At 42.2% G+C, this 23,538-nt stretch carries 21 protein-coding genes; 11 read left to right on the forward strand and 10 right to left on the reverse strand.

Translation table 11 applies throughout. The annotated features are described in order from the left end of the window. The 5 genes from ACT3QP_RS09870 to accC all read left to right on the forward strand — a co-directional run. A partial coding sequence (locus ACT3QP_RS09870) for a hypothetical protein (RefSeq protein ID WP_444525358.1) occupies positions 1–198 on the forward strand: 198 nt, incomplete at its 5' end. Positions 199–249: 51 nt separating this feature from the next. Continuing rightward, complete coding sequence (locus tag ACT3QP_RS09875; protein ID WP_192520144.1) at positions 250–723, forward strand: EVE domain-containing protein; 474 nt, start codon at positions 250–252, stop codon at positions 721–723. A 320-nt stretch (positions 724–1,043) separates the two neighbouring features. After that, positions 1,044–2,411, forward strand: a complete 1,368-nt coding sequence (locus ACT3QP_RS09880; protein ID WP_192519743.1) for an MATE family efflux transporter — start codon at positions 1,044–1,046, stop codon at positions 2,409–2,411. Between the two features lie 412 nt (positions 2,412–2,823). Beyond that, positions 2,824–3,252, forward strand: coding sequence for an acetyl-CoA carboxylase biotin carboxyl carrier protein (gene accB / locus ACT3QP_RS09885; RefSeq protein ID WP_192519744.1), 429 nt, complete (start codon positions 2,824–2,826; stop codon positions 3,250–3,252). Between the two features lie 156 nt (positions 3,253–3,408). Beyond that, positions 3,409–4,764, forward strand: a complete 1,356-nt coding sequence (gene accC, locus ACT3QP_RS09890; protein ID WP_444525359.1) for an acetyl-CoA carboxylase biotin carboxylase subunit — start codon at positions 3,409–3,411, stop codon at positions 4,762–4,764. A 138-nt stretch (positions 4,765–4,902) separates the two neighbouring features. On the opposite strand, the gene ACT3QP_RS09895 is transcribed toward accC, so the two are convergent. Both ACT3QP_RS09895 and leuA read right to left on the reverse strand, forming a co-directional pair. Then, positions 4,903–5,520 carry a hypothetical protein gene (locus ACT3QP_RS09895; RefSeq protein ID WP_444525360.1) on the reverse strand — a complete coding sequence of 206 codons (618 nt, stop codon included), beginning with the start codon at positions 5,518–5,520 and terminating at the stop codon, positions 4,903–4,905. 249 nt (positions 5,521–5,769) lie between these two features. Next, positions 5,770–7,554 (reverse strand): 2-isopropylmalate synthase, encoded by a 1,785-nt coding sequence (gene leuA, locus ACT3QP_RS09900; protein WP_444525361.1) that lies wholly within the window; start codon positions 7,552–7,554, stop codon positions 5,770–5,772. Between the two features lie 217 nt (positions 7,555–7,771). On the opposite strand from leuA, the gene ACT3QP_RS09905 reads away from it, so the two are divergent. Further along, complete coding sequence (locus ACT3QP_RS09905) at positions 7,772–8,260, forward strand: Lrp/AsnC family transcriptional regulator (protein WP_444525362.1); 489 nt, start codon at positions 7,772–7,774, stop codon at positions 8,258–8,260. Positions 8,261–8,262: 2 nt separating this feature from the next. Here ACT3QP_RS09905 and ACT3QP_RS09910 read toward each other — a convergent pair whose 3' ends face one another. The 4 genes from ACT3QP_RS09910 to ACT3QP_RS09925 all read right to left on the reverse strand — a co-directional run bounded on the left by ACT3QP_RS09910 (position 8,263) and on the right by ACT3QP_RS09925 (position 13,421). Next, positions 8,263–9,570, reverse strand: a complete 1,308-nt coding sequence (locus ACT3QP_RS09910) for an ABC1 kinase family protein (RefSeq protein ID WP_444525363.1) — start codon at positions 9,568–9,570, stop codon at positions 8,263–8,265. A gap of 122 nt (positions 9,571–9,692) precedes the next feature. Continuing rightward, entirely contained in the window at positions 9,693–10,487 is a 795-nt protein-coding gene (locus tag ACT3QP_RS09915) for a HesA/MoeB/ThiF family protein (RefSeq protein WP_444525364.1), read from the reverse strand. Positions 10,488–10,551: 64 nt separating this feature from the next. Further along, positions 10,552–11,457 carry a peptide chain release factor N(5)-glutamine methyltransferase gene (gene prmC, locus ACT3QP_RS09920; protein ID WP_192991844.1) on the reverse strand — a complete coding sequence of 302 codons (906 nt, stop codon included), beginning with the start codon at positions 11,455–11,457 and terminating at the stop codon, positions 10,552–10,554. Further along, the gene (locus tag ACT3QP_RS09925) at positions 11,454–13,421 is read right to left on the reverse strand and encodes an AmpG family muropeptide MFS transporter (protein WP_192519752.1); all 1,968 of its coding nucleotides are present in this window, start codon (positions 13,419–13,421) and stop codon (positions 11,454–11,456) included. The genes prmC and ACT3QP_RS09925 overlap by 4 nt, the downstream gene beginning before the upstream one ends. Before the next feature lie 413 nt (positions 13,422–13,834). Here ACT3QP_RS09925 and ACT3QP_RS09930 point away from each other — a divergent pair, with 413 nt between their 5' ends. From ACT3QP_RS09930 to ACT3QP_RS09945, 4 genes are all read left to right on the forward strand, one after another. Next, a complete protein-coding gene (locus tag ACT3QP_RS09930; protein ID WP_444525365.1) occupies positions 13,835–14,419 on the forward strand; it encodes an HAD family hydrolase in 585 nt (194 codons plus the stop codon). A gap of 159 nt (positions 14,420–14,578) precedes the next feature. Further along, positions 14,579–15,508 carry a LysR substrate-binding domain-containing protein gene (locus ACT3QP_RS09935; protein WP_442072865.1) on the forward strand — a complete coding sequence of 310 codons (930 nt, stop codon included), beginning with the start codon at positions 14,579–14,581 and terminating at the stop codon, positions 15,506–15,508. A gap of 342 nt (positions 15,509–15,850) precedes the next feature. After that, on the forward strand, positions 15,851–16,852 hold the full coding sequence (locus tag ACT3QP_RS09940; protein WP_192992463.1) for an LLM class flavin-dependent oxidoreductase: 1,002 nt from the start codon (positions 15,851–15,853) through the stop codon (positions 16,850–16,852). A 48-nt stretch (positions 16,853–16,900) separates the two neighbouring features. Further along, positions 16,901–17,047, forward strand: coding sequence for a hypothetical protein (locus ACT3QP_RS09945; RefSeq protein WP_192518591.1), 147 nt, complete (start codon positions 16,901–16,903; stop codon positions 17,045–17,047). Between the two features lie 150 nt (positions 17,048–17,197). Here ACT3QP_RS09945 and ACT3QP_RS09950 read toward each other — a convergent pair whose 3' ends face one another. From ACT3QP_RS09950 to ACT3QP_RS09965, 4 genes are all read right to left on the reverse strand, one after another. Beyond that, a complete protein-coding gene (locus ACT3QP_RS09950; RefSeq protein WP_192518592.1) occupies positions 17,198–18,037 on the reverse strand; it encodes an ABC transporter ATP-binding protein in 840 nt (279 codons plus the stop codon). 14 nt (positions 18,038–18,051) lie between these two features. After that, complete coding sequence (locus ACT3QP_RS09955) at positions 18,052–19,038, reverse strand: FecCD family ABC transporter permease (RefSeq protein WP_192518593.1); 987 nt, start codon at positions 19,036–19,038, stop codon at positions 18,052–18,054. Positions 19,039–19,211: 173 nt separating this feature from the next. Continuing rightward, the gene (locus ACT3QP_RS09960) at positions 19,212–20,099 is read right to left on the reverse strand and encodes a heme/hemin ABC transporter substrate-binding protein (protein WP_225739087.1); all 888 of its coding nucleotides are present in this window, start codon (positions 20,097–20,099) and stop codon (positions 19,212–19,214) included. 98 nt (positions 20,100–20,197) lie between these two features. Next, complete coding sequence (locus tag ACT3QP_RS09965; protein ID WP_192518594.1) at positions 20,198–21,352, reverse strand: ChuX/HutX family heme-like substrate-binding protein; 1,155 nt, start codon at positions 21,350–21,352, stop codon at positions 20,198–20,200. Between the two features lie 439 nt (positions 21,353–21,791). On the opposite strand from ACT3QP_RS09965, the gene ACT3QP_RS09970 reads away from it, so the two are divergent. Next, positions 21,792–23,538 (forward strand): TonB-dependent receptor plug domain-containing protein (locus ACT3QP_RS09970; protein WP_444525366.1); only part of this gene is annotated, 1,747 nt, incomplete at its 3' end.

Here is a 23,538-nt window from a genome sequence, read left to right on the forward strand (position 1 = left end):
AAATATTTATCTATAAGTACGTTGCTGCTGTCATTAGCAGAAAGTAGCGCTAGGATAACGGCTAAACTCATTAAAAAAAAGACTCTCTTAAAGAAAATCCCTGCAATAACAAAACCAGTAACAAACACTCATACTAACTACGCTTTCTTATTGGCAGAATGGCTACCACTAAAACGACTGTCACCGGCTAACGGCTGATTAATGTTCAACACACCCTAACAAAACCATAATAATTAACAGGATAATAATATGGCTTACTGGTTAATGAAATCCAATCCAAAGTTTTTTGGTATTAATGACTTGCAACGTTTGGGCACAGATGGCTGGGATGGCGTACGTAATTATCGTGCTCGTAACTTTATGCGCGATGATATGAAAGTCGGTGACCAAGTGATTTTTTATCATTCTAGCGCCAAACCGTCAGGTGTGGCTGGCATCATGACTATTAGCAAAGCGGGATACCCCGACCCGACTCAGTTTCATCCTGAACATCGCCATTACGACCCTATCGCCACCGAAGAGGAACCACGCTGGTACATGGTCGATGTTAAGTTTGAACATGCCTTTACCGATGTTATACCACTCTTAGAGCTTAAATTTTTACCAGCACTCGAAGACTCGTTATTACTGAGAAAAGGCTGTCAGCAGCTCACCGTTATTCCGCTAGAGCCAAAGCACTGGCAAGCGATTATGAACATGGCTGAAACACTAGAACTAATATGATCCAAGTTCATATTTACCTTTCTCTATGATGGTCTATACCGACTACCATTGGACACTAGTAAAACATTGACATTATAACCCAGCTTCTTTACCATCGTATTTATTTATGACCTGTTAATCTCCTATTTAGATTAACGGGTTATTTTTATTTTAGTGCCTTCGTTTTTGTTGTCATACTTCACTTATATGAGCTTGCGCATATGATGTATCGGAGTATTATCGTCGGCACTACTCCTACCGTCCTATCTCACTATTACTATATTGATGGCAGGTGTTGCTCATTCATAATAAATACCGTAAAAAATAAAAAGTTGCTCACTATGGTTTTCCCATTATCCTTTAGAGATTTTAAAAGCTACAGCTTACGCTTAGGTGTGCTCGCACTACCTATCTTAATTACTCAGTTTTGCCAAGCAGCACTTGGCGTAGTCGATGCCATTATGGCAGGTCAAGTCTCTGCGCTCGATTTGGCAGCAGTTGCCGTCGGTTCTGGTATGTGGCTACCTCTATTTTTGTTGGCCACTGGTATTTTAATTGCTACCACACCACTCATTGGCGAAGCAATCGGGCAAAATGATCATAACCGAGTACCTCATATCACACAGCAGTCTTTATGGACAGCTGGTGTCATTGGTATTGTTGGCTTTATCGTGGTTAATTTAGCTCCAAATATACTGGGAATAATGGGCGTACCTGAAAACATCCAGCCAATAGCCGCGCAGTATCTTCACGGTGTGTCGTTTGGTTTCCCCGCCCTAGCCGTCTATGCGGTACTACGCAGTTATTGCGAAGCACTTGGTCGACCTGAACCAGTCACTGTCATTAGTGTCATCGGCTTACTAGCAGACATTCCGCTGAACTATATTTTTATTCATGGTTTGTTCGGCATGCCTGAGATGGGCGGCGCAGGTTGCGGCGTTGCAACGGCCTTTGTGCTATGGATAAATGTACTACTGCTTGCTGCTTATACTAGCTTCACAAAACGGCAGCAGTTTGCTAGCACACGATTCTTTTATAGTTTTGCTAGTCCTAACCGTGCACAAATTAAAAAACTGCTTAAACTGGGTATTCCGATTGGTATCTCTATATTTTTTGAAGCCAGCTTATTTAGTTTGGGCGCATTGGTCATCAGTCCACTAGGCGAGATAGCAACGGCTTCGCATCAGGTAGCACTGTCAGTGACCTCCCAACTATTCATGATACCCATATCAGTCGCCATGGCGCTGACAATCATGATATCCAATCGTTTTGGTGAAAAAAACATTATGGCTCTGCGACAAGTGCAAGCCACAGGCTTAATTTGGACAGTGTTGATTGCACTCACTTGTATGCTTGGTATTTGGCTGTTTAGGCCACAGCTGGCAGCGGCATTTACAGACAATCCTATCGTCAGGGCACAAGCCATGCACCTACTTATCTTTGCATTGGCTTATCAATTGTTTGATGGTTGGCAAGTCAATATCGCTGGTATATTGCGTGGCATGCAAGACACCACCGTGCCAATGTGGGTCACACTATTTTGCTATTGGCTAGTGGCGTTACCACTCGGTATTTACTTAGTACGCTTTACTGACGTTGGTGCTCAAGGGTTTTGGATGGCATTAATCACAGGATTATTTTTATCGTCCATCCTGCTGACTTTACGACTGCGTTATCAACAAAAACGCTTAACAGCAAAATGGGCTTAATATCTTTCTGTAAACCTAGGGTGTGCCCTCATTTTAAAAATGGTGATAAAAATAAGATAAATCGCCGTTAAACGAGGAAAATAGTGCAGGTAATATCAAGATATTGACCAACTATTTGACGATGTTTGGCAAAATTTAGCTATTTTTAGCCCATTTAGAGGGCACTCGTTTGAATTTAGGACATGCCTTAGTATCTAGTAACCATTACTAGCGCTACTTGGTTACATAGACTATGATAAATCCTTGTATAATTCTTACTCGTATAATAGCTTACGTCATAATATGTAAAAAAATTCAGTTAACAACTGTACATCGATTGCTCATTTGCACGAATATAGGTATCATTAGCAATTATCTACACAATATTTAGTTACACTATTTCTCGAATTTAGTACAAGGCAAAATTAAAACTATGGATATTGAAAAAATACGCACTCTGATCGCACTCATGGAAGAAAGTGAACTGGTTAACTTAGAAATCAGCTCAGACGATGAACACATTAGTTTGACTCGTCACTACGACGCCCCTGCTCCAACGATGATGGCTGCACCTGCAGCAGGTGCTGCTCCCGTTGCTGCTGAAGCAAAACCAGCTGTCAAAGCAGGTAGTGTTGAGACATCACCGATGGTTGGCGTTTATTACTCAGCACCTAGCCCTAATGACCCACCTTTTGTCAAAGTAGGTCAAAAAGTACAGGCTGGTGATACGCTTGGTATTATTGAAGCCATGAAAATCATGAATCCACTTGAGGCAACTCAAAGTGGCATCATTGATGAAATCTTAGTCGATAACTCTGAAGTGGTACAGTTTGGCCAACCTGTCATACGCTATAAAGCGTAACGATTGTTTTTGCCACACTTTATATCACTATAATTGAGGTTTCATTATCATTTGGCATCTAAATTTAAGCTATATTGCACTGACAATAATAACTTAAATTCACGATGCCAAAGTAACGACTCTATCAATGACTGCCGCTTCGACAAGGATGACCCCATGATAAAAAAACTGCTCATCGCCAATAGAGGTGAGATTGCCCTACGTATCGTTAGAGCTTGTAAAGCTCTTGGAATAGAGACTGTAGGTGTTTATTCCACAGCTGATGCAAACTTGATGCATTTACGTTTTGTTGATGAGGCAATCTGTATTGGTAAACCTAATGCCAATCAAAGCTACCTTGATATCAATACTATTTTAACTGCTGCTGAAATCACTGGTGCCGACGCCATTCATCCTGGCTATGGTTTTTTATCAGAGAATGCTGAATTCGCTGAACAAGTTGAAGAAGCAGGTTTGACCTTTGTAGGCCCAAACGCTGATCATATCCGCTTGATGGGTAATAAAGTATCCGCTATTAACGCCATGAAAAAAGCAGGCGTGCCGACTGTACCAGGTTCTGTTGGTGCTGTGACGCTACATAATGCTGAAGAGCAAGCACGTAATATTGGCTTTCCACTATTGATTAAAGCTGCAGCTGGCGGTGGTGGCCGCGGTATGCGTGTCGTTGAACGATTTGAAGAGGTTATCGGACAAGTACAAGCTGCTAAGCAGGAGGCAGAATTGTGGTTTGGCGATGACACTGTTTATATGGAACGCTATCTACAGAATCCACGCCACGTAGAAGTACAGGTGCTTGGTGATGGCAATGGCAATGCCATCCATCTGTATGATCGTGACTGCTCATTACAGCGTCGTCATCAAAAAGTGCTAGAAGAAGCACCTGCACCAGATATTCCAGACGATGTACGCGAACCTATCTTAAGAGCCTGTGTAAAAGCGTGTGAGCTTGTGAAGTATCGTGGTGCGGGTACTTTTGAGTTTTTATTTGAAAATAACGAGTTTTTCTTTATTGAAATGAATACTCGTGTACAGGTCGAGCATCCAGTGACCGAAATGATTACTGGTATTGATGTGGTCGTTGAACAGCTAAAAATCGCTGCAGGTTATGGTTTATCTTACCGCCAAAGCGAAATTGATGTTCAAGGTCATGCCATTGAGTGCCGTATCAATGCTGAAGATCCAGCGACTTTTATGCCTTGTCCTGGTACTGTCAATCAGTTATATGCTCCTAGTGGCTCAGGCGTTCGTTTTGACTCACATCTATATCCTGGATATGAGATACCGACATATTATGATTCATTAATAGGCAAGCTTATCTGTCATGGACAGACTCGCCAACAAGCGGTATCGAAAACACTACATGCACTAGATGAATTGGTGATCGAAGGTATCAAAACCAATATACCAATGCATCGCGATGTTATTTTAGCCGATGACAACTTTGTTCAAGAAGCTCAAAACATTCATTACCTTGAAAGAGAGCTTCTAACCACTAGTAAAGAAAAATCATAATTTATGGCTATAAATAAAAAAACCGCTCCTTCATAAGGTAGCGGTTTTTTATTGTATGCAGATAGGATGCTTATGCTATTTACGATTTGCAAAGATTAGCGTGGTAAAAAATATGCCCTCGCAAATGATTATAAATCACTATGGCAATACCTTATGAAAATTCATAAAACATTCATTCCCTTCAGGGTCTGCACACCACTGCATTTGATTACCGTCATGATTCAAAAAAGCAATCAACGCCTCACCGCTCTGATCAACCTGATTACCAGAACAATCTACTTCATTATTATCATAGACGGTGCTAATAGCGATAACTGGCAAGCCTTCTTCTCGGTGTGTGACTAAATAACGACTGTATGTAAACTCTTCACCGCTCACCGCCCACATTTCATTGTCAGCACCAAAGTTATACAACTCACGGCACTGATTTGATTCTTTAGTGGACGCACTCATGTTTGTACTAGTAGTTGGTGGAATATCAACAATACGCCTTTCGCTTTGTACCAAAACGCCATCTTCTGTATTAGCTACGTCAGGCTCGACACTCTCTGCCTGCTGAGTAGCCCCTAACGTCTCTTGTCTAGCTTTGGCTTGGTCGGTCATTGTGATCGGACTATCCAAGTCTATCTCCCACTGTCCTGCAATAGCTGGACTGATATGCGTGGTAATGGTAGGCTTAGTCACAATTTCACCATTCGCAGGTACCGAAGCCAAAATAGATGCCAATGAAAGTGAAGCAAAAGATATAGGTTCCATAATTAACCTTATGTTTATATTAATATAATAATAGGTGCTATACACATTAGCGTAAGTCTTAGACAGCAAAAACACAAGTAATATTATGCTATTACTCTTGGCACTCTGTGCAGATCGAATGCAGGTCACCTTGAGATAGCGCGTGCTCAAACTACCATATTTTTTCCTATACAAAAAAACATCACCGCTTCTTACTTATAGAAAAAAGCGGTGATGTTTTTTGCTGTATTAAACGAATGTCTTTTGATATTAAGCGGCGATACTATTGGCTGCTTGAGCAAAGGCGGATAACGCACCTTTAAGCATAGCCGATACAGTACTGCTACAAGTACCAATCCCTGAATAAACATCACCATCAATATTTAACTGAATATAAGCCGCTGCGTTGGCATTGGTTTTGTTGTCGCTATTGGTATCATCATCGATACCATCACCACTATTGTGCTGCGGATTGATTGCATGTTCAGCGTAATTAATGACATGTATCGACTTACCAGTATGCTGAGCAATACCATCAATGAATGATGATAATGGTCCATTACCTTTTCCAGCAATATTGATGGTTTCGTCATGCATCTGCACTTGACCGTCAAAGCACACTGCTCCGCCTTTGTTATTGACGCTATAGTCTAGTAGCTCAAACGCACCTTGTTGCAAATACGTACTTTCAAAAGTTTGTAATATTTCATCATTCTGTAACTCACGTGCAGCGCTTTCAGCTTGCTTTTGTACCACACCACTAAAGTCAATCTGCATCCAGCGTGGTAAGTTAAAGCCATAATTGCGCTGTAAAATATAAGCGACGCCACCTTTGCCGGACTGACTGTTGATACGTACTACGTCTTGATAGCTACGACCAATATGCGCCGGATCAATCGGTAAATATGCCACGTCCCAAACATTTTCTGTTTCATCTTGATGCTTTTCATTATAGTCGAGAGACTTTTTAATAGCATCTTGATGTGAGCCACTAAAGGCGGTAAATACTAACTCGCCGACATAAGGATGACGTGGATGCACAGGCAAATTATTACATTCACTGACTACCTGAACAATATCACTCATATTACTAAAATCAAGCTCTGGATCAATACCTTGGCTAAACAAGTTCATCGCCATTACCATGATGTCCATATTGCCCGTACGCTCACCATTACCGAGCAAAGTACCCTCAATACGATCAGCACCAGCCAACACACCAAGCTCAGCCGCAGCAACCGCACAGCCACGGTCATTGTGCGTATGCAAACTAACAATCACATGCTCGCGCTGGGCCAGATGACGGCAGAAATATTCAACTTGATCGGCAAAAACATTAGGCGTAGACGCTTCCACCGTCGCTGGCAAGTTAAGAATCACTTCCTGACCTGCTTGTGGCTGCCATACCTCACAGACGGCATCACAGACTTCTACTGCATACTCAGTTTCTGTTTGGCTAAAGCTTTCTGGCGAGTATTGAAACACCCACTCTGTCTCAGGATATTTTGCCGCATACTGCTGCAATAGTTTGGCACCTGCAATCGCAATTTCTTTAATCTCAGCTTTGTCTTTACCATATACTTTTTCGCGTTGAATACGGCAAGTTGAGTTATAAACATGGACTACAGCACGCTTCGCGCCTTTCAATGATTCAAACGTACGAGCAATCAAATGCTCACGAGCCTGAACCAAAACTTGCAAAGTCACACCTTCAGGCACATGGTTTTCTTCGATAAGTTTACGTGCAAAGTCAAACTCAACTTGCGCCGCTGACGGAAAACCAATTTCAATCTCTTTAAAACCCACATCCACCAAGGTTTTGAAAAAACGCATTTTTTGTTCAATTGTCATCGGATCAATTAGAGCCTGGTTACCATCACGCAGATCCACACTTGCCCATATTGGAGATTTCTCAATTGTCTTGCTCGGCCAAGTACGATCTGGCAACGATGGTGCAAAGGCAAATGGACGATATTTTTTATAATCAAAAGCGGCATTTTTTGGGGTAGTCTTTACAGTCGTAGCGGCTACAGTGCGCGTGGCTTGGTCAGACATAATCAATCCTTAAATGGTATGGGAATTTATGTTTTTAGCTAAATGGTTGATGACTGGGGCAATCTGCCTCATACAAGATAACCAATGTTTATGTCATTATAATATCAAAGTTCATAAGACAGAAATCGGCTTTATTTTGTATAATTTTAGGTTATTTTAGTGGAAATACACGAAATTATAATTATAATTAGCTAAATCCTCTAACAAATCCAAAAATATGCTAAACCATCATTTTACCCAACCTTCTTTAGCCGACATAGATGAGACCGATAGAGAGTTATTACGCTTATTACAGACTCAGGCACGCATGAGTATCACAGAGCTTGCTGAACACGTGAACCTTTCAGCCACACCTTGTGCCCGCCGTATTAAACGCTTGGAGGATGCGGGCGTTATCACTGGCTACTACACCAAGACAGATGCTCAAAAGCTTGGTTATCCATTGGCAGTATTTATCGCGATCAGTATGGATCGTCATACTGCTGAGCGCTTTGAACAGTTTGAATCTAAGATACAGAGCTTCGAAGAAGTCGTTAGCTGCAGTATCGTCACTGGACGTACCGAAGACTATCTTATCAAAGTTAGAGTACGCGATATGACACATTATGAAGAGTTTTTACTACATCGGCTAAACCGTATCGAAGGCGTCGCCCAAGTACATACCAGCTTTGAATTACGGGAAGTATTTAGCCGTAGCATGGTTTAAGATTATCCCAGCATTTGTACTCGCTGATCACTAAACATATCCATATCTGGTGCGAGCGTACGCATGAACCGATCAAAGTACAGCATCTGTTTGGTCAATAACGCGAAGTCACGTGGGAAGTGAATGCCATGACGCTTACCAACTTCAACGATTTCGAGCATCATTTCATTAAGCTCATTGGCCTGCTCTTTACTATTAAAAGGCACACCGCTAGTAAAGGCTTTGTCCTCTGCCATGATGGTCTTCATCATACGCTGTAGGTCATCGCCCAGTGCCACGACATCGACCTGATTGCCACCATGCGTCATCTCCATATCAACCATATGGCGCGCCATTGCTTGATAATCACTATCCTGCATGGCTTGCATCATACCCATACATGCACGCCAGCTTTCTGCTTTTAGCTTACCGACGATACCAAAGTCTAAGAAGCCGATGCGACCATCTGTCAATAGCATCAAATTCCCTGCGTGCAGGTCAGCATGGAAGCTATTGCATAGCATCAAACTGGCAAACCACGTGTTTAACGTGTCTGCCATCACTTGCGCAGGATCAGCGCAGTACTGACGCATTAATGACTCCTCTACCATGGAAACACCATATAGACGGCTCATGGTCAGTACACGCTTAGTCGTCAACGCGTCATAGACCGTGGGCGCTGTCACACGAGTGTTACCTGATACGGTCAAAAACTGCTGAAAATCGCGAATGTTTTGCGCCTCAGCGATAAAGTCAGTCTCAGCTAACATACGCAAACGAATCTCATCGATAATTGGCGCGATACTGGCAAACTTCATCGACGGCATAAGGATTTCGAGCAATTTGGTCACGCCATGCAACACGCCTAAATCTGTCTGCATAATGGTTTCAACGTTGGGCTTTTGTACCTTTAATACCACTTCATCGCCACTGTGTAATCGTGCGGCATGCACTTGGGCAATAGAAGCGGAAGCCAATGGTTCCGGATCGATATGGGCAAACCTATCATCAAGCGTCATGCCATCGACAGCAAGCTCTTCTTTTAATACCTGCTCGATATAAGCATAAGACAATGGCGTGGTTTGGTCCAAGCAGCTCTGAAAAGCCTTGACATAATCACGTGGAAATAAAGATGGCGTACTCGCAATAAACTGGCCGATTTTGATATAAGTCGTACCCAATTGTTCAAAAGTGTCTTTTAATAGCATCGCGTCAGGTTTTTCACCTTTTGCTACTCTGAGCGCAGACAGACCTGCAACGCTCGCCGTTTGGCGAACACGATTAACGACATTAAACGTATGCTTTAATAAATGCGGACGATGAATTTTCATAAGAAACAACTATACTGATAGAAAGGATGTTTTAGAATAAATGCTGATATCATTAAATATTAGCGCAGTAGCACATGAAGTCGTAAAATCATGAAGCCATGAAGTCATGCAGTAAGAATAGGCTAATGACTACTACAAACTGGACACGCTTTATCTTGTCGATAGCCCATTAATCGCTGCTGCATTTGGCTACCATCCCATATGAGCAGCTTGTTTTTCAGTGGATTTTTGGTTAATCCAAGGTATTGTAGAGCGGCATTGGCTTGTAAATTTCCCATAATCGCAGTCGTACTAGCAAGCACGCCTGAGTTAGCACAAGTACGCTCATCAGATTCTGTATCACTCACAACTGAACCAAACACGCAATGATAGCAGCCAGTGTTCAAATGTGGTTCATACAGTGCTAACTGACCTTGCATCGCAATTGCCGAAGCAGACAACAATGGAATCTGATAACGCACACTAATACGATTGATCACATCACGTGTGGCAAAATTATCCGTACAGTCTAAAAGCAAATCAGGCTTTACTGCTGCCATGTTGAGCAGCTCGTAGGCATTGTCTTCTTTCAACCGCGCCACTGCACCGCAAGCCGTAATCAATGGATTAATGCGCGCTAACATTTGCGCTGCTGTCAGTGCTTTATGCTTACCGATATCTTCGGGTAAAAATAGCGTCTGACGCTGTAAATTACTGGCCTCAATCACATCATCATCGATTAGCTCAATATGCCCAAGTCCTGCACGCACTAGCGTCTCAGAAGCAGGACAACCTAGACCGCCCGCTCCGATCATAACCACACGAGACGACTTCAGACGTATCTGAGCATCAATATCCCAGCCATCAAGCAATATCTGCCGCGCATAACACAACAGTTCTTCGTCTAGCAGCTGCCCTGCCTCTAATGAGAGTGCCATATTTAACCCTTATCCACTACTATTCCAAACTTATTATCAAACAAATTTATCTATACAAGCCTACTTACTGAAACTGTCCAAGCGTCACACGGTCATTATTACCGTAGTCTTTTACCGTATGCACAGACTCAAAGCCATTATCCAGAAACAGCTGTTGAACAGCAGATCCTTGGTCAAAACCATGTTCAATCGCTAATAACCCACCTACACGCAGATACTTCGGTGCCTGTTCGACAATATTTATTATATCCGCCAGTCCGTGATTAGGTGCGCTTAACGCACTAATAGGTTCAGCAACTAAACTAGCCAAATGCTCATCCTCTTCATCAATATAAGGTGGGTTGGACACAATCACATCGAATAATTGACTATCATCAGTCGGCAGACTCTCATACCAACTGCTCTGTATAAACTCAATATCAGCAACGTTATTGATAGCCGCATTGTGCTTAGCGACTTTTAATGCTTCTAACGACAAATCAACCGCGACCACTTGCCAGCTATCGTCTGTAGGACCAAGATTTTTTGCCTTTAGCTCATGCGCTAGGCTGATTGCGATGCAACCTGAACCAGTACCTAAATCCAGTAAACGTTTCTGTCTATTGTCATCATCCATACTCTTTGGCTGAGCACTTATTCCATTTAATACTTGTTCAATCAACACTTCTGTGTCGGGTCTAGGAATCAACGTATACTCATTGACAGTAAACGTGAGCGACCAGAACGCTTGCTGACCCGTCAGATATGCAAGCGGTATTCCTGCCTGCATCTTGGTCACACCTGAATTGAACTGCGCAAGCTCGCTGTCTGTTAGTTGATAACCTTCATCTGTGATTAGCGCTATCACAGGCTTATCAACGACATACAATAACCAGTCCGTTAGCCAAAACGATGGTAGTTTGCTGTTTGCAGCCTCATTCGTCAATTGCTGAATGTGCTGCTTTATCTGACGAATGGTCGATGCGATCATATATAGTTCTTAAAAATAATGTACATAACGAATAATGAGATAAAAACCAAAGACAACCATCGATCTGAAACACGTGGCCGCTCTTTAGAGCTATCCAATTTTGAGTTAGCTTTAGTTAATTTATTACCACCACTATTATCACCCTCATCATCGCCATAAATATCATCGTTGTCACCAATGACGATATGCTTATCGACATAGTAAATCAGCGCCAGAATCGGGATACCAATCGCAAAGGTAAAGATAAAGAAAAATGGATAGCCCATGTTATCGACGATAGCACCCGAGTATCCGCCCATTACTTTAGGAATCAACGTCATAAGTGATGAGAAAATAGCGTACTGAACTGCTGTAAAACGTATGGAGGTCAACGCTGATAAGAAAGCAATAAACACTGCACTAGCAAGCCCTGCTGCTAAGTTATCAAATATGACCGCAACATACATAAATGGCAAACTGCCTGGATTGTAAGTAAGTAGCACAAATAACAAATTGGTCACACACGCAAGAATCGCGCCAATCATCATGGCATGCATCATACGGAAACGCTGTGCTAATAGCCCACCTAAAAACCCACCCGCAATCGCCATAATCACGCCGACGAGCTTCACTGCGTTGGCGATATCTGTTTTACTAAAGCCCATGTCTTGATAAAAGACGTTGGAGATGACACCTGCAACAATATCTGAAATACGGTATAACCCAATGAGCGCCAGTAATAAAAATGCCTTTTTACCATAGCGTCTAAAGAAATCTAAAATCGGCTCAACCCAAGTGGCCATCGCTACTTCTTTTTTGACCAACCCTACTTGTACGAGTGCATAACCTGCAGCCATCGCCACACCCAAACTTATCAGCAGATGTAATGTTTCTACAAGGAAGCTAGAAAACGCGCCTTCGAACTCTGGAAATAATGGTCCAATCAAGACATAAGCCATGATAAACGCGACGACAGAGAATACAAACAGCAATACCAATCTTACGTAATCTTCGCGAGTTTCAGCGACTAATGGAGCTTTATTGATAATTTTAGGTTGGTTGATAATGAAGTACAACAGCAATAAAGGCGCACAAGCAACCAAGGCCAAAAAGTAAAACTTAATCGCTGGCATGGCCATTAATGGTATTAGCGCTAGGGTACTGCTGAATACTTTGTTGATCACAATATTGATTAGATATATCAAACTAAAAATCAATCCTGGTATTAATAGCAAACCAGAATAAATCAAGAACACCTTAAGATTGCTCTTCTGCTTTTTGTGTTGCAACGTCTCAGCCGTTGGCTCATAGCTGGCAAATGTGGTCAATACCCCTAACGTCATGACACCTGCCATGATGTAGTAAGTATTACGCCATGCCTCATAACTATAAAAAGTCTCATTCGAGCCAAAAAAATCTGCCAAATATAATGCACCTGCCCCTGCGACAATCATACCAATGCGGTAACCTGACACATAAACAGAAGACAATATAGACTGCATCGATGGCGGCGCAAGTTCGATGCGATATGCATCGATGACAATATCTTGGGTTGCAGAAGAAAATCCTAATAATACGGCAGCTCCTGCCATATAAACTAAAACAGCTTCGCTTACAGGATTCACATTGGCCATTAGGAAAATAGCCAGAACGATAAGTAGCTGTGATACCACCATCCAACTGCGTCGACGTCCCAACCACTTAGTCAAAAACGGTACAGGTAACGCATCAATCAATGGTGCCCAGATAAACTTGAATGAATAACCGAGCGCGGCCCAACTAAACATGGTCACAACGCCACGATCGATGCCAGCTTCTCTGAGCCATAATGACAAACTAGAAAAAATAAGCAGTATGGGAATACCTGCTGAAAAACCCAAAAACAACATAATCATGACACGTGGGTCTAAATAAGCTTTCGCCGCTTCTCCCCATGATTTTTTGGCAACTGGCTGATTGGGCGGCACAGATTTGACAGCAGACATAATAACTCACCAACACTTGAGAAAAAGAACACAACCGCGCACAATTTTTATCAATCATTACTGTCCATCATTGATATCGATTATTAACAATAAGGATCGATAAAAATTGCTTTACGTTGTAAAAATACGTTCATTAGAACAAAATTCAATTATGGTACTTCAGAACACCTAGCTTGACTAGACATTCTAATAATATTTTTCTATTCAACCGACTATATAGTCCAAGAGCTCTAAAATGGGCACAAGGCTGCCGACTGCAGATCGTACAAGTAGTATGTCTAAGGAGACTAATGCCGTAGTGGTTGAGTAGTTCACCGACTATAGTACGAAAGAGCTATACAACAACTGTCTAAGTAGACGCTATGTGTAAAAAATTAACATGACCCATGCCCTAATAATACGAGATAGCACCTATGGATATCGCTTTATTTGATTTTGATGGCACTATTACCCACACAGATACCTTTACCAAATTCTTATTATTTGCAGCACCTAAAAGCAGAATTAATACAGGTAAAGTCATCTTATTACCAACTGTTGTGAAATACAAATTAGGTCTATTACAAGGTAGCGAAATTCGAAAAAAGGTCTATCACTTTGCTTTTAAAGAAAGGAGTGAACAACAGCTTAGAATAAAAGGGGAAGCCTTCTCTGAGTTGATAATACCTCGTTATGTCAGACCTAATGCTTTTGAAAAAATAAAATGGCATCAACAAAAAGGTGATGTCGTCGTTATTGTATCGGCATCTCTAGACTTATATCTCAATCCATGGTGTGTCAAACATGGATTGGATTTAATATGCACTGAAGTAGATGTCGCTGACGGTATATTGACAGGCAACTATATCAATGGTGATTGTAGCGGAATAACAAAAAAGCAGTTAGTTGAACACAGATACAATCTGAGTAATTTTAGCACTGTATACGCATACGGAGATACGCCAGAAGATAACGAGTTACTCAGTCTGGCAGATGAAAAATTCTATCAACATTTTTGAATACTTAAAATATATATTCCAAAAAAGTATAAATTGATAGCTATTTATTATATACAAGAATAATAGCTTTGTTTTACACTGTTTACTTATCGCATGTTTATACATATTTATTTTATGTATACAGACGGATTTTGTATATTTAGATAATAGGATTAGGTTATGGCAATCGACGTAGTAGTCAATCAACGACACTTACAAATTCAGCTCAAACAGCTGGAGACAGTATGGCACACGGTGATTAATGGCTATAACTTAAGTCAGGCAGCTATCGTACTGCATACCAGCCAATCAAGTCTATCTAAACATATAGCGGCACTTGAAAATCAGCTAAAAACGGAAGTTTTTGTCCGTCAAGGCAAACGACTAACAGGGCTGACAACCATGGGTACAGCGCTCATGCCTCACATTGAGGCCATCTTCGCTGAAATTCGCACCATTGAAAACCTTAGCCTTGATTTTAATAACCCAAATATTGGCACGCTCACCATTGCAACTACTCATACACAAGCACGTTACGTGTTGCCGCAAGTGGTTAAAGAGTTTAAAGATCGCTTTCCTAAGGTTAATCTGATACTTCAACAGGCAGATCCTGAAACCATCGCACAGATGGTGATCCGTGGGCAAGCTGATATTGGTATTGCAACTGAGTCCCTACTACACAATAATTATCTACGGTGCTATCGCTATTATGATTGGACGCATCGTGTCATTGTGCCAAGCGATCACGAACTTGCTAGCCTAGAATCTATCGATTTACCGACCCTTGCTAGCTATCCAATCGTTACTTATCACGGCGGTTTTACTGGACGTGGAGCAATTGACAAGACTTTCGATGAGGCAGGGTTAGAGCCTGATATCGTACTAGCAGCACTGGATGCTGATGTGATTAGCACCTATGTTGGCCTTGGTCTAGGTATTGGTATCATTGCCGAAATGGCATTTGAGCCGAGCCATTATCAGAACTTAACCGCGATTCCAGTGGACCACTTTGGTCGCTTTACCAGTTGGATGGCGGTACGTGATGATGCAGAAATTCGTCAGTATGGGCGTGCTTTTATGGAGCTTTGTCAAAAACAGTTTAGCCAGTAGATTGATTTAATAACGTTCTAATACCATTCACAAAAATTAGAGTAGCAAGGAAAAAGAGTGCAAGCACTACACGTTGTAGGCTAAGCGATTTTGACACAGCTAATCGTATTCTTATGAATGGTATAAGCTTGAAAAGGACCGTTTCAAAAAGTAAATAATAAAAGGCATCGCCATCATTGAATAGCGATGCTTTTTATTGTTACTCGTACCAACACTTACCTTTATATTCATAATAACCGCCCCATTATGTTAAGGGTCAAGCACTCAATATTTTGTTATGAGCAGCCTATAAGACTGTCAACAAAGTCATGAGTGACTTTAACTCTATAGAACAGGTGACTTATGAGTACAACCATTCCCTTATCATTTTTAGATCTGGCCCCCGTACCTGAGGGTAAAACCATTGCAGAAGGCATTGCCCAAACGGTTCAAACCGCGCAACAAGCAGAAAAATCTGGCTTAAACCGCTATTGGATGGCAGAGCATCACAACATGCCTGGTATTGCCAGTGCAGCCACGTCCGTATTGTTGTCACACATTGGCAGCCAAACCCAGCGTATTCGTATTGGATCAGGCGGCATTATGCTGCCCAACCATGCCCCGCTCATGATTGCCGAGCAATTTGGCACTTTGCAAGCGCTCTATGGTGACCGTATTGACTTGGGTTTGGGCCGTGCACCTGGTACTGATGGGGCGACGTTTCAGGCGTTACGCCGTCAGATGCAGGATGCTGATCGTTTTCCTCAAGATGTGCAAGAGTTGATGTATTTTTTGGGTGATAATACTGATAACAGTCAAGTACAGGCATTTCCAGGTGCAAAATCAAACGTGCCAGTTTGGATATTAGGATCATCCACGTTTGGCGCATCGCTAGCCGCTCACCTAGGACTGCCCTATGTGTTTGCCTCACACTTTGCACCGCAAATGCTGACGCAAGCGCTTGCAACGTACCGTGAACAGTTCAAACCATCGGCTTATTTAGAAAAGCCTTACGTAATGCTCGCGGCAAATTTATTACTGGCTGATGATGATGCCACCGCGCAATACCACTTTACCTCAGCGCAGCAAAGCTTTGTACGTTTGCGCCGCGGTGAAACAGGTCAAATACCAAAGCCTACTCACGATATGGACAGTGTCTGGAGTCAAGCAGAAAAGACAATGGTAGACAATGCGTTGTCGGTATCATTTATTGGTTCTGTCGAAACCGTTAAACCAAAACTTGCTGCCTTTGTTGCCACGCACCAGCCCGACGAGCTGATTGTCACTGCCAATATTCATAACCAAGCCGCACGCCTACGTTCACTTGAACTTACAACTGAACTAAATTTGTTTACTTTACAATGATATAGGACGTTTGCATAATTATTGATACACCCTAATAAGAAGAAAACTATGGACGCTTCTACTTTTATTGGTTCATCAATATTTTTGTACATTGTCGCATTTATCGCAGTCATGTGTATCGGCGGTTATTTGACCTACCGTACCAGTCCAAAGCATAAACAACGCCGTGAAGACAAGCGTAACAATCGTCAGTAGCTTAATACTTAAGCATCAAGCTTAGGTATCGAAATCAGGTATCGGCTAACGGCATTTTCTGTTTCAGAAAAAACCTCTTTATCGTTATATGACAAAGAGGTTTTTTTAGTTGGAGCGTATCCTCAGTCTGAACATTAAATATTAAACGGACTAAACAAACACCAAACCATCTTCAGTTTGATGAGCTTTAATATCCACCTGATAAACAGCACTCAGCTGTTCACTAGTCATCACCTCATTAGGTGTCCCTTGTGCCACAATATGACCTTCATCTAACAATACTACTTCGTCCATATAACGATGAGCATGCGTAAGATCGTGCAGCACAACAAGGATACTTCTGCACTGATATCGAACCAAATCAGACAAATACTGGAACAAAAAACGCTGATGACGAATATCCAAATGATTGGTCGGTTCATCAAACATCATAATTTGAGTGTCTTGCATCAGCGCACGCACGATAGCCAAACGCTGTTTTTCGCCACCTGATAGCGTCTGTACACGAGCACCAATCAGTGAGGTCAGCTCAAAATCATGAAGTAAATTATGCGCACGGCTAATATGTTTACCATTTGGATGTTGATACCATGCCAGATTGGGTGACACGCCAAGCAAGGCATAATCCAGAACCGTTAATGGCAACTCAAATCGTTCGTGTTGTCCAACCCAAGCGATATGGCCGCGCCTGAGTATCTCAGCGATGGGCTGATCTTGAACCATGATTTGACCGGCTGTCTTAAGACCGACACCCGTATGCTGATCTAGTATCGAATGCAGCAGCGTGCTTTTCCCAGCACCATTTGGGCCAATAAAAGCAACCAGTTTTTGGCTAGGCAATGCTAGCGCGTCAATACTCAATAGTATTTTATCACCATGAGTGATGTGAATATTTTTCATGGACAATAACTGGCTAGTGTTATTGTGCAAGCTATCTTCTGTGTTTATAGACGACTCTTTTGCCGTCAAGGAAAAAGGTAAATTAAACATATGTCTCACTCATATCAACGACGGCTACTACGGACAAACAACCAAATAAAGAATGGACCACCAAGCAGCGCCAGCACAATACCAACAGGCACATCTACTGGATAAGCGATGTGGCGAGCCATACCATCAATAACAAGCAAGAGCATCGCGCCTAGCCACCCTGACCAAATCATCAGACGCATGCGCCCACCACCGAACAAGATAGCAAGTAAGTTCGGTACCATCATTCCAATAAAACCAATCACACCCGCCAAAGACACCGCCGCCCCTGTTAGCAATGCAGACGCGACAACCACCATACAACGTACCACTCCTACTTTAATACCTAAAGACTTTGCCGCCATCTCACCAAGCATTAGACCATCCAGCTGCCGTCCTAATGGTAATAAAATCACTAAACCAAGCACCATAGATATAATAGAATATCGGAGCGGCACAAACCCTGCCTCCGCCATACTGCCAGATAACCAATTGGTCGCACTGCGCAAGACCATATCATCAGACATAAATAAAATAAGACTCACGATCGCAGCACAAAATGCACTGATGACAAAGCCTAAAATCAGCAATCCCATTTGACCACCACCCAAAAACCGATGACAAGCCAAAATAAATAAACACACCAACACACTACCGGTAAATGCAGCAAGCGGTATACCGATACCACCAAACCCTAATGCCAATACTAGAACAACACCAAGCGCAGCACCACCTGACGTTCCGATTAAACTGGGATCCGCTAAAGGGTTTTCAAATAAGGCTTGTAGTGCAGCCCCACTAACAGACAACGCCATACCAACCAATAATGCAGTCGCCACCCGTGGATAACGCAGCTGCCAGATAGTCTCATCGAGATGAGCAGGATTTGACCATTCGCCAAAACCAATACCGAGTCCCAACCAAATAAGCAGCAATGATGCTAAGGCCGCAAAGATGTAATAGACGCTATATTTATGTTTACGGGCTTGAGCAGGCGCTGCCGCGGTAATCGTATTTGCCATATGACGTGTCGTTATATCAAATATAAGAGGTTAAATGCTAAAGATTACGCTGTTAGTCAGAGAACTACTAAACCGTTACGGCGTTACCCTTCCTAAATGTAATGTCTGTACGATCTATAGTCGGCTGCCTTGTAGCCATTTTAAAATTCTTTGACTATAGTCAAAAACGTCAATTATTTTGCGACTGAATTGAGTTTTTTAAGCACTTTCGGTGAGTTTAAACCGTAACGTAAAAACTCATCTGCTGGCCAAAAGTATACCCCACCCTTTTTACCTGCAGCACTGGCCGCAATTTCCGGACGTTGGCTAAACTTCTCGACGCCACCGACCACGGCTTTGTTATGATCAGCGATGATAATGACATCAGGTTTAGCAGCGAGCCAACCTTCGCGTGACAATGGTTTAAGCCCTGAAACGTTGGCAGCGTTGATACCACCAGCGCGACGTATGAGCTCATCACCAACGGTGCCCTTTCCAGCGACAATACGGCCATCGTAGCTGAGCAAGTAACGCTTACCCGTTTTGGCCATCGGTGTCATGCCTTTGTTCCAGCTATTAGCAAGTGTGTTGCCTTGAGTTTTTTTGCCAACGTAATTACCAATGGTCTTAATACTACTGATAAAAGTAGCTACATCTTCTTTAGGAGCGACATTGACGGCTTTGACATTTAAACCATTCAAACGCTGATAGACACTAGACGGTTGCACCATATAACTACCAAGCACCAAATCGGGCTTGACTGCCAGTACGGACTCAGCGGTGATATTGCGATGCATACCGACTGTTGGCACATTTTTTAAGGCAGGGTTGCTATTGGTTGCATTTTTACCAACCAACTTATTGGTAGCACCAAGCGCAACGATGACATCGGCGACATCTGGACTCATAGCCACAATACGATCATAAGCTTGTGCGGACAATGATGGTATAGCAACAATACTTAAAACCATAGTGACGGCCATGATTCGTTTTGAGTCATATTTTTTATGGCTTAGTACTTTATCGCTTAGCACGTTATTAGGTAATAAAGATGTAGAAAAGAAAGACATCGGGGACAGCATAAATGTTCCTTGTTTTAGCATTCAGCAATAGCAAATCGCAACCACACTTTAAGCAATGACAATATTAATCATGCATGTGACTCATTACTGTAAATAGTTTAGGCAAACTGCTCAGCCGATGCAGAGACGATAGCGGCTGTATGGTTGTCTGATGCAACACGGCTATCTTCTGCATATTCTGTAGCGATATCTGCTGCAATGGTTTGCCACGCCTCAAGCTCAGGCGTTCCCTCGATACGCTGACCAAACACACTAAATACGCTCGTCCCATAACGATCAAAACCTTCAATGCAAGTCACGATGCCATCTTTGGTCGGACGTTTGACGCACCAGGCTTGCGCCAAACCTTTGTCTTTTAAATGTAAGGTAAAATTAGTCTCATTTTTATCAAGAATATTGAACCAATCGCCTATGCGCTTAAGGGTATGTACTTGTCCAGTTTGAATCTGCACGATGCCGCTATTACCCACAAAGATCATAATAGAACATTGAGCGTCTCGTGCCTGCTCAAAAGTAGCAGCAACAGCATCGATATTTAGCGACTGTGTCATTCCCGCAGGTGCTTGACGATAACTACTGGCACGATCAATATCTAGCTTTTGTAATAAGCCATGAAACTGATGCACATCGGTCATTCCAAGCCAACCTTGTTGTAACTCTTGACATTTATCATTGCTCAACGCCTTATACTGCCAACCCTTAAGGGCGGTCGGTGCCGTTAAAGTAAGCTCATCAGTACTGACCGTCCCAAACTGCTGTGCAATCATATCTTGCCAGCGCGCGATATTATCCTCAGTCAATTCACGTAAATACACCTTATCAATTGCTGCACCCTGCTCATCATAAAACTGAATACTATAAGACAGCTTATCTGGGTTGCTGGTGTCAGTAACGGCAAGCATATGCTGCCAACGCCACATAAAAAAGCGCAAATCCAAACCACCAACATTGAGCGCCAAACCCATCTTTTCACCAAGCTTTAAATTATGATATTGCGCGGTTTTTTCGTGCACAGCCAATCCATTTCTGACGATACTCTCTACTTGACCGAAGCTCTCAAACTGCTTCAAAACCTCTTTGTATTGAACACCAATATATTGGCTAAAAGGTGACGCTAACATCAACTCAAACTCACTGACACCTAACGCTTTCGAGCCTTCAGTCGGAAACAGCATCGGAACTTGTGTTTTTTTATTTTGATATTGTTGCCAAAGCTCGGTATTTTTTTGGGTTAATGATAGTGATCGACTCATAGTAATATCCATAAAATAATCAGTAATGACACAACGAATAATTTCGTGTCTATCTATTTAAGAAGGAATGTGCGGGTTTGATCATAGAAGTGCCTGGTTGTGAATATTCAACACATTCCAATAGGGCTTGTCATTAAAAAAGACAATAAAAAAGCGATGAATTCTGATGGTAAATGATGTTTGCCTTTTTTCATATTGACACAGAATAAGGAACATTATGACCATCTTCACTTAAAATGTAAATGATAATAATTATTATTTACATATTGATAATCATTCTTATTAGTAATAATATACCCCTGTTCTGTTGCTAAAGTTAGTTCATTACGTAACCTGCCGTCAGTTTATGTTCTGCCATTTTTTAGCTCACATCTTAGCTAAAAATATTTTTGACGACACATTCTTTCTATCTTTTACTCTTATTGTGGTGGTTTTACTCATGTCTATATTCACATCCAAATCACTTATCACGCGAAAAACAGTACCAAACCTAGTGTCAAATTATGCAAACGCAGCGATACGTCAACCACTACTTAGTCGTCACCCCTTGGCCATTGGTATCGCATTAGCCCTATCAGTATTGACACCACTATCAGCACAAGCGGCATCATTAGAAACAAAGGCATCACTCAGTAACACCAATAATGACACCAATAATGACATAAGCAACGACACGACTGACGATCAAGGGATGCCAAGCGCCCAACTCGATCCTATTGTGGTGACCGCTACCCGCTCAGATCGTACGCTCAGTGATGCCCCTGTACGAGTACAGATATTGAATAGGCAAAAACTAGATGACAACCATGCACACACATTAAAAGATGCCTTAGCGCTTCTGCCCAATGTTTATCTTAGCGAAGTGCACGGCAAAACTGGCTATCAAGTTAGTATGCAAGGATTTACTGGTGACCAGGTATTGGTGCTCATTGATGGCTTACCCATTACTGCCAGTACTAACTCAACCGTCAATCTAAACCAATATATGAACGTGGATATCGAACAGATTGAAGTCGTACAAGGGGCGGCCTCTGCTCAGTTTGGTAGTGCGGCGATGGGCGGTGTTATTAATATTATTACCAAACCTATCAGCGAGACAAAAGGACATATCACCACAGAAATCGCCAGTAATGGTAAACAAAACCCATCTGGCAATAATTTCGATGCAAATAAGCGCTATGTAGAAGCCAGTATCGAAGGGGCATTGGATGAAGGTAATCGTATACATGCCAGACTATCTGGTTCTTATTTAGACGATGCAGGCTTAAGCTTAGATCCAGATGCATGGGCGCAGCTAAAAGATGCCAGTGAGCAGTCACAGGTTAGCGCACGCTTAAGCTATACCCCTGATGGTCAATCAGACAAAGCAATTGATAGTAAAACAGTTAATAGCGAGGAAAATACTCGTTTAATCAGCAACTCACAATACTGGGTAGAGGCAAGTCAATATAAAGAAGACGACACTAGCCTCTTTGATTACTATTCCAAAGGCAATTATCTAGATTATCAAACCAATGAAGATATCACCAGACAGCGGTTTAGCATTGGTGCCCGTGCGGATATTGCCCCGCATAGTAACGACCGTAGCAAAACCTATAAGCTATCAGGGCAAGCATTGTATGAAGACTATCAAAGTGATTCGGAGTCTAAAAATGGGCAAACGGTTACCACAGATCGTGATACCAATATCACCACTACCCTTGCACAAGCTCAGCTTGATTTTCCTGCATTAGTACTGTCTGATGATCATACTCACCTGTTACAAATAGGTGGACAATTACAAAAAGACGAGTTAACCCAGACCAACAACCAAGTCAGTGAGCTGACTGAAGACGATGTCAGCCGTGATGTGGGTGAAATGTACCTACAAGATGACTGGCTCATTGGTGATAATTGGGAGATTCTGAGTGGCATCCGCTATCAAGATGACGAGGATTTTGGTGATCACGTCGCACCAAAAGTAGCAGTCAAATACAACTATCTAGATGCCAGTGGTCGTGAGCATAGTTTCCGCAGTAGCATCGGTGGTGGTTACCGTGTACCTAACCTAAAAGAACGCTATTATATTTTTGACCACAGTAATTATGGCTATAAAGTAACGGGCAATAGCGAACTAGAGCCTGAGACTTCAACCAGTTATCAAGTTGGCTATCAAAGTCAATTAAGTGATACCCTCAACCTCAGTA

Source organism: Psychrobacter sp. AOP7-B1-24 (assembly GCF_052376215.1).
Classification (GTDB): Bacteria; Pseudomonadota; Gammaproteobacteria; order Pseudomonadales; family Moraxellaceae; genus Psychrobacter.

Bases quoted from the DNA above. Each gene is read 5' to 3' on its own strand.
- ACT3QP_RS09945 (WP_192518591.1), top strand. From the start codon at position 16,901: ATGGACGCTTCTACTTTTATTGGTTCATCAATATTTTTGTACATTGTC.
- accC (WP_444525359.1), top strand. From the start codon at position 3,409: ATGATAAAAAAACTGCTCATCGCCAATAGAGGTGAGATTGCCCTACGT.
- ACT3QP_RS09905 (WP_444525362.1), top strand. From the start codon at position 7,772: ATGCTAAACCATCATTTTACCCAACCTTCTTTAGCCGACATAGATGAG.
- ACT3QP_RS09935 (WP_442072865.1), top strand. From the start codon at position 14,579: ATGGCAATCGACGTAGTAGTCAATCAACGACACTTACAAATTCAGCTC.
- ACT3QP_RS09895 (WP_444525360.1), bottom strand. From the start codon at position 5,520: ATGGAACCTATATCTTTTGCTTCACTTTCATTGGCATCTATTTTGGCT.
- ACT3QP_RS09965 (WP_192518594.1), bottom strand. From the start codon at position 21,352: ATGAGTCGATCACTATCATTAACCCAAAAAAATACCGAGCTTTGGCAA.
- prmC (WP_192991844.1), bottom strand. From the start codon at position 11,457: ATGATCGCATCGACCATTCGTCAGATAAAGCAGCACATTCAGCAATTG.
- ACT3QP_RS09925 (WP_192519752.1), bottom strand. From the start codon at position 13,421: ATGTCTGCTGTCAAATCTGTGCCGCCCAATCAGCCAGTTGCCAAAAAA.
- ACT3QP_RS09930 (WP_444525365.1), top strand. From the start codon at position 13,835: ATGGATATCGCTTTATTTGATTTTGATGGCACTATTACCCACACAGAT.
- ACT3QP_RS09950 (WP_192518592.1), bottom strand. From the start codon at position 18,037: ATGTTTAATTTACCTTTTTCCTTGACGGCAAAAGAGTCGTCTATAAAC.
- ACT3QP_RS09910 (WP_444525363.1), bottom strand. From the start codon at position 9,570: ATGAAAATTCATCGTCCGCATTTATTAAAGCATACGTTTAATGTCGTT.
- leuA (WP_444525361.1), bottom strand. From the start codon at position 7,554: ATGTCTGACCAAGCCACGCGCACTGTAGCCGCTACGACTGTAAAGACT.
- ACT3QP_RS09880 (WP_192519743.1), top strand. From the start codon at position 1,044: ATGGTTTTCCCATTATCCTTTAGAGATTTTAAAAGCTACAGCTTACGC.
- ACT3QP_RS09875 (WP_192520144.1), top strand. From the start codon at position 250: ATGGCTTACTGGTTAATGAAATCCAATCCAAAGTTTTTTGGTATTAAT.
- accB (WP_192519744.1), top strand. From the start codon at position 2,824: ATGGATATTGAAAAAATACGCACTCTGATCGCACTCATGGAAGAAAGT.
- ACT3QP_RS09960 (WP_225739087.1), bottom strand. From the start codon at position 20,099: ATGCTGTCCCCGATGTCTTTCTTTTCTACATCTTTATTACCTAATAAC.
- ACT3QP_RS09915 (WP_444525364.1), bottom strand. From the start codon at position 10,487: ATGGCACTCTCATTAGAGGCAGGGCAGCTGCTAGACGAAGAACTGTTG.
- ACT3QP_RS09940 (WP_192992463.1), top strand. From the start codon at position 15,851: ATGAGTACAACCATTCCCTTATCATTTTTAGATCTGGCCCCCGTACCT.
- ACT3QP_RS09955 (WP_192518593.1), bottom strand. From the start codon at position 19,038: ATGGCAAATACGATTACCGCGGCAGCGCCTGCTCAAGCCCGTAAACAT.